The sequence below is a fragment of the Caldisalinibacter kiritimatiensis genome (genome assembly GCF_000387765.1).
GTDB lineage: Bacteria > Bacillota > Clostridia > Tissierellales > Caldisalinibacteraceae > Caldisalinibacter > Caldisalinibacter kiritimatiensis.
The window spans coordinates 50,852-63,530 of the sequence record NZ_ARZA01000236.1; the positions used below are offsets into that span (position 1 = coordinate 50,852).

The following is a 12,679-nucleotide window of genomic DNA, read 5'->3' on the forward strand; positions in this document are numbered from 1 at the left end:
CACTTCAATTTACTTTAAACCCACTATCAAAGCATCTATTTTATCCTTCAGTTCTTCTATTCCTCCTGTATTATCTATTACTACATCTGCATATTTTTTCTTTTTTTCTATAGGCATCTGAGCTCTAATTCTTCTAAAAGCACTTTCTTTATCTAAGTTGTCCCTTTTCATCAGTCTTTCTAATTGCGTTTCCTCATCTGTATAAACCAACCAAATCTCATCTATATGTAATCCAAATTCCTTTAATTTATCCATCTCTTCTATTAGTAATGGTATATCCAAAAAAATTATATTATACTCTTTTGAATGCATTTCGATTTGGCTTTTTATCTCTTCTACTACTTTTGAGTGAACTATTTTATTTAATAATAATCTACTCTCTTTATCATTAAATACTATTTCTCCAAGCCTTTCACGATTTATAGTCATATCTTGATTTAATATTTTTTCACCAAAAGAATTTACTATCTCACGATATGCTGTTTTGCCAACTCTTACAACTTCTCTAGCTATGATATCTGCATCTATTACTGGATATCCTTCTTTAATTAATATTCTTGATACAGTACTCTTACCGGTAGATATCCCCCCAGTGATACCTATTATCCTTACTTGTTTTTTACTTTGTATCATACCAGCTATCCCCCGTATTCATATCAGCTTTTAAAGGAACACTTAGCTCAACTGCGTCTTCCATAAGACTCTTCAATAATGATTTAACTTCTTCTAACTCATCTTTATGAGCTTCTATTATCAATTCGTCATGTACTTGAAGTATTAATTTAGACTCCATGTTTCTTGTTTTTAATTCTTTATAAACATTCACCATAGCTATTTTAATTATGTCCGCTGCACTTCCCTGTATAGGCGTGTTCATAGCCATTCTTTCGCCAAAGGACCTAACATTATAATTTCTTGATTTTAGCTCAGGTAAATATCTCCTTCTATTTAATATTGTTTCTACATATCCTTTCTCTTTTCCGCACTTTATTACATTACTCATATACTCTTTTACTTTTTTGTAATTAGATAAGTAGTTTTCAATATACTGCTTAGCTTCCTTTCTACTTATTTTCAAATCTCTGCTTAGACCATAATCACTTATACCATACATTATACCAAAATTAACAGCCTTTGCTCTACTCCTCATAATACTAGTAACTTCTTCTTTAGGTACGCCAAAGACCTCTGAAGCTGTCTTTGTATGTATATCCTCATCAGTAAAAAATGCTTCTTTTAACTTTTCATCATCAGAAATATGAGCTAATACTCTTAGTTCAATTTGAGAATAGTCCGCATCAACTAATTTATATTCTTCACTTTGAGGTACAAATACTTTTCTTATTTTCCTACCCTCTTCTGTTTTTATTGGTATGTTTTGTAGATTAGGTTCAGTACTACTAATTCTTCCAGTTGTAGTTATTGTTTGATTAAAGCTTGAATGTACCTTCCCCGTATTTCCATCTATTACTGACATTAAACCATCTACATAAGTAGATTTAAGCTTAGTTATCTGTCTATATTCAAGTATTTTTTCAATAATATCATGTTCACCACTTAATTTTTCTAAAACTTCTGCACTAGTTGAATAACCTGTTTTTGTTTTCTTAATAACTGGTAGCTCGAGCTTTTCAAATAATATTTTTCCTAACTGCTTTGGAGAGTTTATATTAAATTCTTCTCCTGCTAAATCATATATACTTTTCGTAAGCCCTTCTATTTTTTTATCAAATTCTTCCCCTAGCTCATTTAGCTTATCTACATCAACTTTAAATCCTTCATACTCCATACTTGCTAATACCTCTATAAGAGGGATTTCTACTTCATTATAAAGTTTATACATATTCTGTACTTCTATCTTTTCTATTATTGGCTGTTCTATGTTATATATAACATTTAACTGATTAGATAGAAATTCAACTCTTTCTTCTAGCTGTAACTCTTTAAATGCCTTTTTCTTTCTACCTTTTCCTAATATCTCCTCTTCATTTTTAATATCTATTGTTAAATATTCATAAGCTAAATTTTTTAAACTATATTTATTTTGTGATGGAGCTATTAAATATTGTCCTATCATACTGTCAAAGTAAATACCTTGCATATGGATATTATGCTTTAAGAAAACTAATATATCTTTTTTTAGATTATGACCTGATTTCTTAATGTCATTTGATTCTATTATTTCTTTAAATATGCGTAAAGTTTCTTCTAGATTTAACTGCTCAAAATCTATGTAATATGATTTATCCTCATCTATCTTTATACCTAAAGCTAATATATCATCTTTTAAAGGATATTCACCGTCAACTAAAAATTTCAATACTAGTCTTTTCTTCCTATCTACTTGCTTTATTATATCTTCAATTTTTTCTTTATTAACTACCACTTCTACATCTTGTTCTATTTTTTTACTAGTATCTGAATTACCCTTTACCTTTTTAAGTAAGCTATTAAATTCTAATTCTTTATACATTTTTATTAAGGCATCATTATCAGGTACTTCTTTTTTAAGCTCATCTAATTCAATATCTAATGGTATATTTGTTATAATTTTAGCTAATCTCTTACTCATAAGTGCTTGTTGCTGGTTTTCTATTAGTCTTTCTTTTAATTTCTTTCCACTTACTTCGCTTATATTTTCATATACACCTTCTATAGAATCAAATTGCTTTAATAGCTTTATAGCTGTTTTTTCTCCTACTCCTGGAACTCCAGGGATATTGTCTGATTTATCTCCCATTAACCCCTTCATATCTACAAATTGTTCTGGTGTTATTTGATATCTATCTATTACCCCATCTTTATCATATTCAACTAAGTTCGTTATACCTTTTTTAGTAATTAATACTGTAGTATTATCACTTGCTAATTGAAGATAATCTTTGTCGCCAGTCACTATGATAACTTCTAGGTCGTGTTTTTCTCCAAATTTAGCTAAAGTACCCGCCACATCATCGGCTTCATAATCATCTATCTCTAATCTAGTAACACCAAGTTTATCTAATACTTCCTTCAAAATAGGGAATTGACTTAATAATTCATCTGGAGTTTTTGCCCTACCTGCTTTATACTCTTCATACTCTTTATGTCTAAATGTAGGTTTTTTAGGGTCAAAAGCTACTCCTACATAATCAGGATTATATTTTTCTATTAATTTATAATACATAGTTAAAAATCCATACACACCATTTGTATATACTCCATCTTTAGTCGTTAGAGGTGGTAAAGCAAAAAATGCTCTATAAAGTAAACTATTTCCGTCTAGTATCATTAACTTCTTTTTATCCAAAATAAACAACCCCTTAGTTTATATTTAAAAATTCTTTATTTATTTATTTTTTGCTAGCATTCTCACAACTAAACACTATGAAATTATTTTATACGTTATATCTACTATTTTAACCGAACAATTACTAATTTTAAAGTACATATTAAAAAATCGACCACAATGGCCGATTTTTATCTCTTTATCATAACTTTTTTTACTATTAAATATAAAATACCTAAAGTTATAGCTACTATAGCAAGAATAGGTAATATTGTTATAATATAGACAATTCCATTTTCTATTGTCTTTATAATATTATTTATTGTTGAAATAAATCCTTTCTTAGCTCGCAACCATATATTGTCGTCAACAGCATTTATATTTTCATCATTTTTCTTAACTTCTATTAAATTAATATTTATAGTAGACATATTTACTTGGTCATCCCATGTATTTAATAAATTTGTATGACTATCTATTTCTGTTCTTATTCTCCTAAGTTCATTTTCTACCCTTAATATTTCATCTACATTTTTTGCTTTCTTTAATATTTCTCTAAGCCTTTCTTCTTGAATCCTTAAGTTTTTTAATTCATTTTCTTTATCATAATATTGCTTAGATATATTCCTTGTTGACTCTTGCTCATTTGTAACCTCTCCTAACTTTTTAATATACTCTATTGTTTTAACAAAATTACTCTCTGGTATTCTTACTTTTAAATATCCTTGTTTTAATTTATTTTTATTTGAGTCCTTAACAGGTTTATAAGTAGTATTGGCATTTTCAATATAGCCCTCATTTTGTTTTACAAAATTAACTATACTATTAAACTTATTATCGTAATCTTCTACTTCTATATTCAAATAGGCTTGCTTAATTATTTTTTGTACTGGCTTGCTTCTTGAAACCGAAAAAGATTTATTCTGTACTGATTCATTTGCCCTTTCAGTAAACTTAGCATCTTCTGCAACTGATGAAGTCTCAACATCTAAATCCATTTTAGCCGTCATATTTCTGTCATCCTGTACCTCAACTTTAGCATTCATACTAGTACTTCTATCAAATTCAGGTTCTTCTACCGCACTATCATATTGATATTGTACTTTTTTGTCAAAAATAAAATTATTAAATATAAAACTAATAGATACTAATAAGACCAATAAACTTGCTGCTATTGCTGTTAAAGGTTTCCAATTAACCTTTTTCTTCTCTTTTTCGTTAATCTTTTTAAGTTTTTCATTTAATTTTTCAGTGTATCCATCAGGTAATTCTACTTGCTCTTCATTTCTAACTTCTTTTAATATTGCAACCATAGCTTCATAACTTTTTCTACATTTTTCACATGTCATTAAGTGCAATTCAAACTCTTTTTTGTCAATATCATTCAACTCATTATCTATATATAAAGACATATTATCTTCGAACACTTTACAATCCATTATATCCCTCCTTCCTTACTTTTTAGACGAAAAATTCATTATTTTGTTCCTTCTTAGCTAGTATAAGCTCTTTAAGTTTTTTTCTCGCTCTACTTATTCTTGATTTTACAGTACCTAGTGAACAATCTAAAATATTACCTATCTCTTCATATGAAAAACCTTGAATATCCCTTAGTATAATCACTGTTTTATAAATATCGTCTAATTCATTTATGCATTGATGTATTAATTCTTTTGTAATCTGTTTATCTAAAATGTTTTCAGGGGTATTAGATTCATCTTTGACTTCTCTATTTATTTCGTTATCTTCCACTTTTATGGGATTGTCCAAAGAATATACTTTCTCTTTCTTTTTTCTTAAAAAGTCCAAGCAAGTATTCACTACTATTCTATAAAGCCATGTTGAAAATGAAGCTTTATAATTGAAGGTTTTGATTGACTTATAAATCTTTATTAATGCTTCTTGCGACATATCCATTGCATCTTCAGGATTCTTCAACATTTTCAAAGCTATATTATATGCTGTTTTGTCATACTTTTTTATAAGCTCTTGGAATGCATTTATGTCACCTTTTTTACATTTTTTAATCAATTTATATTCTTTGTCTTCCAACTATAAGTCCCCTCCTCTCTCTATTAGCTTTATCTATATTTAGACGTAACTAATAAAAAAAAAGTTCCACTGTTAAAAGGAAAACTTCCTATAGCAAGGAAGTTTTCCTTTTTCTTATATGTTTATATTCAATTTTTATTAGAGATTTCCTTTTCACTTAAATATATTTGAGTATTAAATTCATTCATTTCTATTTTCATAAATTGTCTAATATCATCTAATATTACATACTCTGTTCCAGCAATAGTTATAGTGTCAATTTCTTTAAGCTTACACACTTCTTTCACATTTTGATTTTCAGCTTTTAATTGCTCTGTATCTCCTACTACCTCTTTTAATACCTTTTCTTTTTCTTCTTTACATATTTGTTGTTGACATATCTCTTCAGTCTCATCTTGTTGTATATCAAAACAACTAGCACATTTTATCAACTCATAAGGTATATATATTTTTTTATCAATTAGTTTACCATTATAAATAGTATTATTAAATACAATTATTGGGTCAATATAAAGCTCTAATTTATTATTTAGTGTAAATACTTCATTAGTTATATTTAATTTATCATATAATGTCTGTACTGACACATAAGGATTATTATTGTACATAACATAATCAATACTATTATCCCCATATTTAAATTCAAGAGTATTATCAACCAAATCTATTTTCAAATCTAACTTATTTACAAGTGGAAACAACGGTATAATTGGATTTTCGACTAAGTTTGAAAATTCACCTTTTACAAGCTTATCATTTAATTTCATGTAATTTAATTTATAATCTAGAATCTGCTTTTCTTTCCCTATTTTAATAACTCCACCTAATACCCTCTGTATTTCTTCAATAGGAATATATTGCTTTTGTTGTATTCTCTTTTCTAATACCTTTTCATTCATTAATAATGCTTTTTGCTCTGACGCTAAACTTAAAATTTTTATATTAAAATATTTCTCAATTTTCTTCTTGTTTACAAAGTATTTATCTTTTTCAATTAAAATATCATCAGTAACATAATCTCCATTAACAAAGAAAGTCCATCCCTTAGAAAACACAACTTTTTCTTTAGATAACAACTTAAGTAACTTATTAACTCTCTCTGTAGATATTTTCTCGTATATATTTAATTCTTTCAATTTGTTAATAACTTTAGTATCTAAGCCTTCTTCCTTTGAATAATAATCATTATATACTACTAATACCGGATTAATATTATCAACATCTTTTTCAACTTTCATAAGATTATATGTCACTGTAACAGGTGTTGATATAGGTACTTTTTCATACAACTCTTGAACGTCTCTTTCATGCATTCTTATGCATCCACCAGAAATATATTTTCCTATAGAGCTAGGATCACTGTTTCCATGAATCCCATAATGTATTTTAAAACCTAGCCACCTACTTCCTAATGGATTATAAATACTTCCTCCCGGTATATCGCCTTTAACATAATATGGGTCTACTATTTTATTTAGCACTCTATATCGTCCTACAGGAGTGGGTGTTCTCTTTTTTCCTACTGCAACAGGATAACTTTTTAATATTTCACCACTTTCTAATAAGTATAAAGTTCTTTCTGGTATATTAACAATTATTTCTTTAGTATTTTCTACATTCACACCATAACTTAAATTATTGCCTAAAAAAAATATTATTAGCATAGCTGATACTACAATAATGAATTTTCTGTTCATTCTCTAGCCCCCTCGAAAAAAGTAAGTATATAGAATAAATATTTCGAGAGATGCTAATATATGCAAATTTTGATATTATTAGACAAGCATAAAAGTTTACCAAAGGTAGACTTTAAGAAGCTTCTTCATTACTTATTAAAATTTTATTGTTATAATTATAGGGATGAAATATTTCCTTAATAACTTTTAAATCTTCATTTAGAATAATAGTTGCATGATGCATAAAATCATTTCTTATAAAATATCTTAAATCAATAAGATGTAAAGTTATTTTATCTCTTCTTTCTATAATTCTTATATGAGTAATAGGGGTAAAATCTAAAAAGTATTGACCTAATCTTGTATTTTTAATATGACGTATTAAATCAGTATATTTTTTTCTTAATTTTTTCTTTATTTTAATTTTGTTATTTAAATAATTTATTTCTCCAACTACGCTATGATGTTTTGCTTCAATAATAAAATCCCATTTTAAAGGATTAATTAATCCCGGTAATACACTTATTTTTTTAATTTTATAGTATTTGCTATATTTATTCTTTAATAACTTACGGGCCTTTATTTTCATAGCCTGTCTAAAACATAGATATACCAATAATGATGTTGCTGCTAATATTGCCTTTAATTTAACGTCACCTTTAAAAACCACTAAACCAAAGCTAAGAATTATTATGAATGGGTCATATAACATAAGCAAATTCATTGCAAGCTTCTTTTTATTAAAGGGCAAAAGTATCCTAACTCCGTATGAATTCAACATATCAAATACACTGTGGGATAAACACCCGAGAAAAGTCCATATAAAAATATGGGTAAAACTATAATCTTTAAATATTAGATTTAATAATAAAGATATAGCTCCTGCTAAGGTTATAAGGCCAGGTATAGAATGGGATATGCCTCTATGATGCTTAAGATATGCATAATCTCCTTTATGTTTAGCTATAATATCTATGTCTGGAGACATTGCCCCTATAACACTTCCTATTACAATAGGATTAGCAAAAGTTATAGGTTGTCCGCTTAATGCAGATATTCCTAGCCCAATTACTCCATGCGTTATTGGGTCCATATATTAAATTCACCTGCCTATTTATATTCTTATATATTAGTATATCATTTAAAGCATCTAAAAGCTTATAGTATCTAATTGCAATTTATCTAGGATTATGGTTGTATACCATGATTTTCATATAATTTTCGTAGGTTGCATTTTTGTTATGATTATGTTATTATATAATTCGTCACTAAAAATGAATATGCCGAAGTGGTGGAATTGGCAGACGCGCCGGACTCAAAATCCGGTGGTAGCGATACCGTGTGGGTTCGAGTCCCACCTTCGGCACCAGTTGAGAACCCTAGGTTGTAATGACCTAGGGTTTATTTTGTTACAAATATCCATCACCAATTGACAAAAAATAATTTTTACAATAATATGGTAATAGAAAATTTGAAAGTGGTGATGACCTTGGATTTTAGACAGCTAGAAACTTTTGTTGAAGTCGCTAAACTTAAAAGTTTTTCTAGAGCTGCTGAAAAACTTTATCTTACACAACCAACAGTTACTAGTCATATTCAAAATTTAGAAAAAGAATTAGGTACTCTTCTTATAAACAGATTAAGTAAGAAGATAACTTTGACAGATGCTGGTGAAATTCTTTATAAATATGCCGTAAATATTATTAACATGCGTGAAATGGCTGAATTTGATTTAGGCGTACATAAAGGTAAAATTGAAGGACACTTGGAAATCAGCTCAAGCTCTATTCCTAAGCAATATGTTTTGCCTCATCTATTAAAAGAATTCAGTAAAAAGTATCCTGATGTTACGTTTACAGTCTCCCATAATGATTCTAAAACTGTAACTGATAATATATTACAAGGAAATACTGACTTCGGTATTGTAGGAGCTAAGTATAACTCTAAACATCTTGAATATATAAACTTAATAGAAGATTCTTTAGTGGTAATTACACCAAATAATAATAACTATCCTTGGGAACCTTATGAAACATTGGATAAAGATTTTTTATTAAATCAGAAAATTATTTTGCGTGAAAAAGGTTCTGGAACAAGGCACCTTATTGAAAAAGTTTTACACGAAAATAACTTAGCTTTAAACTCATTAAATATAGTAGCCTATGTAGAAGATACTGAAACAATAAAAAGATTTGTCGAAAAAGGCATAGGTATAAGTATAGTTTCTGAAAGAGCTGTAAAAAAAGAAATAGAAGAAGGGACTATTAGACCATACCATATAAGAGGATTTATTTTTACAAGGAATTTTTATTTTGTTTTCCACAACAATAGACATTTATCTCCTTTAACTAAAGCCTTTAAGGAATTTATGATTGAATTTATTAAGAATAAAAGTTCTTCTATATAAAAAATTGCGGCTAATTAGCCGCAATTTTTTTACGCTTGATAAAAAGCTTTATAAGCTTTATATGTCATATAAACATCTGCTTTACTTACTAATTCATATGGAGCATGCATACTTAATACTGGTACTCCACAGTCAACAACTTCCATTCCATAATTAGCTAAAATATATGCGATAGTTCCACCGCCGCCTTGGTCTACTTTACCAAGTTCACCCATTTGCCATACAACTTCATTTTCATTAAATATTCTTCTAACTTCTGCAATGTATTCTGCATTAGCATCATTACTATGTGCTTTACCTTTAACTCCTGTATATTTAACTAAAGCTACACCTTTTCCAATAAATGCAGAATTTCTCTTATCTAATACCTCTGGATAATTTGGGTCAAATGCCGCTATAACATCTGCTGATAATACTTTAGAATTAGCCATAGCTCTCTTAGTTTTTAGTTCACTATAACTTTCTTCAGTTAATTCGATTAATTCTGATACTACATTTTCAAAGAATTTTGATTCCATTCCTGTGTTACCAAGGCTTCCTACCTCTTCTTTATCTACAAATAATCCAACCGCAGTTCTGTTTGGTTTTTCAATCTCTAACATAGCTCTTAATGAAGTATAAGCACATACTCTATCATCATGTCCATGAGCTGAAATGAAACTTCTATCTAAACCAACATCTCTTGCTTTACCTGCTGGTACAGCTTCAAATTCAGCAGTTGTAAAGTCTTCTTCTGTGATTCCATATTTCTCATTTAACATCTTAAGTACATTTAATTTTACTTTTTCACTTAAATCTTCTTCATTGTATGGAATGCTACCTATGATTATATTTAATCCTTCACCTGTAATTCCTTCTGCTAATTTTTTAGCAACTTGGTCTTTAGCTAAGTGTGGTAATAAATCTGTTATAAAGAATACAGGGTCATTTTCGTCTTCTCCAATTACTATATTAACCTTTTCTCCATTTGACTTAATTACTGTACCATGTAATGCAAGAGGTAATGATACCCATTGATATTTTTTTATTCCACCATAGTAATGTGTTTTTAATAAAGCTAAATCGCTATCTTCGTATAATGGGAACTGTTTTAAATCAATTCTCGGTGCATCTATGTGAGAACCAACTATATTCATACCTTTTGTTAAACTCTCTTCACCTATTACAAACATTGCTACTGCTTTATCTCTATTGTTAGCATAAATTTTCATACCAGACTTAACTTCCATACCCTTTTCTATTACTTCTTCTATATTTATGTACCCATTTTCTTCTGCTATTCTTATTATTTCAGCAGCAGACTCTCTTTCAGTTTTTGCTTTGTCTAGAAAAGTCTTATAATCTTCCGCTAGGTTGAAAACATTTTCCCTTTCGTTATCGTCTATTTTATCCCAAACTAACTCCCATTTGTGTGTTAATTTTTCTTGTAGTACTTTTCCTTCTGTCTTTTCAGCCACTTAAAATCCCTCCATTCAACAATTAATCTTTTACTTGTATACAATAACTATATTATATTTAACTATTTATTTTGTCAATATAACTAAATTTATTTAATATTTAAGTATTAAATACTACCATATTAATATATTCCATACTTAAATACATTATACTTTTTATTATTAGTTAAATAACATTACAAAACCTATATCTAGAAAAAGATATAGGTTAGATAACGAAAGAAGATTTAATACTATTAAATCTTCTTAATATTATTCTTATATGCATATATCGCTGCTTGTACCCTATCTGCCACACCTATCTTTTTGAATATATTTGATACGTGATTCTTTACTGTTTTCTCACTTATAAACAGTCTTTCTGCTATTTCTCTATTATTTAGTCCTTCAGCAATTAAAGTTAATACCTCATACTCTCTTCTTGTTAGAGAATCTTTTCTACTATCTTTTTTAAACTTTCCTTTCTTTGACTCCTTAACAAAAAGTGTAGCTAAATTAGGCTGTATGTATGACTCACCACCATAAACCGTTTTTATGGCTTTAATAAGCCCATCTGCGTCAGAATCCTTTAACACATACCCATTTGCTCCTATGTTAATGGTCTCAAATAAATATTCTCTATCATCATGTATGGTAAGCATAATTATCTTAGATTGTATTCCCATATCCTTAAGACGTCTTAATGTTTCAATACCATTTAGCTTCGGCATGTTTATATCTAACAAAATAATATCAGGTCTAAGTTCTTGGGCCTTCCTTATAGCTTCTTCTCCATCCCCTGCTTGTCCAATAACTTCTATAGTTTTCTCTAATTCTAGAATTTGAATCAATCCCTGCCTTAAAAGTGAATGGTCATCTACTATTAAAATAGTTATTTTATTCGTTTTCATTTGTAACCTCCTTGTTATTTAATGGGATTTTTATTATAATTTTTGTTCCCTGTCCCATTACAGATTTAATATTAACATTACCATTTAGAAGCTCTGCTCTTTCTCTCATTCCCATAAGACCAAAACCAGTATCCTTATTATCGTTTTTTGAAAGCTCTTTACTTAAATCAAAACCAACTCCATTATCTTCTATAACAGCCCTTAGATATTGAGTTCCATATTCTAATTTAACTTTTACATTTTTAGCTTTTGAATGTTTTCTTACATTATTTAAAGCTTCTTGTACAATTCTAAACACTGCTATCTCAATAATTGAATCAATTTCCCTTGCTTCTCCATGAACAATTACATTTACATCGATTTCTGTATCTTCTGTGAACTTATGAGCATATCTTTGTACAGTAGGTATTAATCCTAAATCATCTAAAGACATAGGCCTTAAATCATAAATAATTCTTCTAACATCTTTTATACTTTCTCTTACAATTTTTTTTAAATTTTTTAACTCTTCTTTAGTTTTTCCTACATCCAATGATAGTAATCTCTCACATAGCTCAGCTTTTAAAACTACATTAGCCATAGTCTGTGCAGGTCCATCATGTATATCACGAGCAACTCTTTGTCTTTCCTCTTCTTGGGCTTGTATTATCTTTACCCCTAATAATTGTCTTTTGTTCATGTCTTCTATCGTCTCTATTATTCCTCCTAAATTTCCAGTTAAAACTTCCATCGCTACCCCTACTTGAGCCATTAGCTTTTCAGCCTTCTTGACAATTTCTTCAGCATCTTTATATCTTTTCTCTAATTCAGTTCTCTTTTTTATTAAAGATTTTTCTTCTTCTCTTTTTAATATCAATTTTATTCTTAAATTGTTTGCTTCTTCATAAGCTTCTTTTATGTCTTGTTCACTATATTTAGTAAAATTTCTA

General features: G+C 28.5%; 10 protein-coding genes and 1 tRNA gene. 2 read left to right on the forward strand and 9 right to left on the reverse strand.

What is annotated here, in order from left to right:
- Window positions 1-9 precede the first annotated feature (9 nt).
- The 6 genes from coaE to L21TH_RS10780 form a co-directional block, all read right to left on the reverse strand.
- The gene (gene coaE / locus L21TH_RS10755; RefSeq protein WP_006315739.1) at window positions 10-633 is read right to left on the reverse strand and encodes a dephospho-CoA kinase; all 624 of its coding nucleotides are present in this window, start codon (window positions 631-633) and stop codon (window positions 10-12) included.
- Entirely contained in the window at window positions 620-3,289 is a 2,670-nt protein-coding gene (gene polA, locus L21TH_RS10760) for a DNA polymerase I (RefSeq protein ID WP_006315741.1), read from the reverse strand. Before polA ends, coaE begins: the two co-directional genes overlap by 14 nt.
- A gap of 170 nt (window positions 3,290-3,459) precedes the next feature.
- Window positions 3,460-4,707, reverse strand: coding sequence for a DUF4349 domain-containing protein (locus L21TH_RS10765; protein WP_006315752.1), 1,248 nt, complete (start codon window positions 4,705-4,707; stop codon window positions 3,460-3,462).
- Window positions 4,708-4,729: 22 nt separating this feature from the next.
- On the reverse strand, window positions 4,730-5,320 hold the full coding sequence (locus L21TH_RS10770; protein WP_006315754.1) for an RNA polymerase sigma factor: 591 nt from the start codon (window positions 5,318-5,320) through the stop codon (window positions 4,730-4,732).
- A gap of 128 nt (window positions 5,321-5,448) precedes the next feature.
- Window positions 5,449-7,017: a L,D-transpeptidase gene (locus tag L21TH_RS13850; RefSeq protein ID WP_006315756.1), complete on the reverse strand. Its 1,569-nt coding sequence runs from the start codon at window positions 7,015-7,017 to the stop codon at window positions 5,449-5,451.
- 112 nt (window positions 7,018-7,129) lie between these two features.
- Window positions 7,130-8,089, reverse strand: a complete 960-nt coding sequence (locus tag L21TH_RS10780; RefSeq protein ID WP_006315757.1) for a metal-dependent hydrolase — start codon at window positions 8,087-8,089, stop codon at window positions 7,130-7,132.
- A 189-nt stretch (window positions 8,090-8,278) separates the two neighbouring features.
- Here L21TH_RS10780 and L21TH_RS10785 point away from each other — a divergent pair.
- A tRNA-Leu gene (locus L21TH_RS10785) sits at window positions 8,279-8,365 on the forward strand.
- Between the two features lie 87 nt (window positions 8,366-8,452).
- A complete protein-coding gene (locus L21TH_RS10790; protein WP_242826522.1) occupies window positions 8,453-9,403 on the forward strand; it encodes a selenium metabolism-associated LysR family transcriptional regulator in 951 nt (316 codons plus the stop codon).
- A 29-nt stretch (window positions 9,404-9,432) separates the two neighbouring features.
- On the opposite strand, the gene L21TH_RS10795 is transcribed toward L21TH_RS10790, so the two are convergent.
- From L21TH_RS10795 to L21TH_RS10805, 3 genes are all read right to left on the reverse strand, one after another.
- Window positions 9,433-10,860 (reverse strand): aminopeptidase, encoded by a 1,428-nt coding sequence (locus L21TH_RS10795; protein WP_006315759.1) that lies wholly within the window; start codon window positions 10,858-10,860, stop codon window positions 9,433-9,435.
- Window positions 10,861-11,096: 236 nt separating this feature from the next.
- Window positions 11,097-11,750: a response regulator gene (locus tag L21TH_RS10800; protein WP_006315760.1), complete on the reverse strand. Its 654-nt coding sequence runs from the start codon at window positions 11,748-11,750 to the stop codon at window positions 11,097-11,099.
- Window positions 11,737-12,679, reverse strand: a 943-nt coding sequence (locus L21TH_RS10805) for a sensor histidine kinase (protein ID WP_034429915.1), incomplete at its 5' end; no start/stop codon positions are given. The genes L21TH_RS10805 and L21TH_RS10800, both read right to left, overlap by 14 nt.

Bases quoted from the DNA above. Each gene is read 5' to 3' on its own strand.
- L21TH_RS10765 (WP_006315752.1), bottom strand. From the start codon at position 4,707: ATGGATTGTAAAGTGTTCGAAGATAATATGTCTTTATATATAGATAAT.
- L21TH_RS10790 (WP_242826522.1), top strand. From the start codon at position 8,453: ATGGTAATAGAAAATTTGAAAGTGGTGATGACCTTGGATTTTAGACAG.
- L21TH_RS10800 (WP_006315760.1), bottom strand. From the start codon at position 11,750: ATGAAAACGAATAAAATAACTATTTTAATAGTAGATGACCATTCACTT.
- coaE (WP_006315739.1), bottom strand. From the start codon at position 633: ATGATACAAAGTAAAAAACAAGTAAGGATAATAGGTATCACTGGGGGG.
- L21TH_RS13850 (WP_006315756.1), bottom strand. From the start codon at position 7,017: ATGAACAGAAAATTCATTATTGTAGTATCAGCTATGCTAATAATATTT.
- L21TH_RS10780 (WP_006315757.1), bottom strand. From the start codon at position 8,089: ATGGACCCAATAACGCATGGAGTAATTGGGCTAGGAATATCTGCATTA.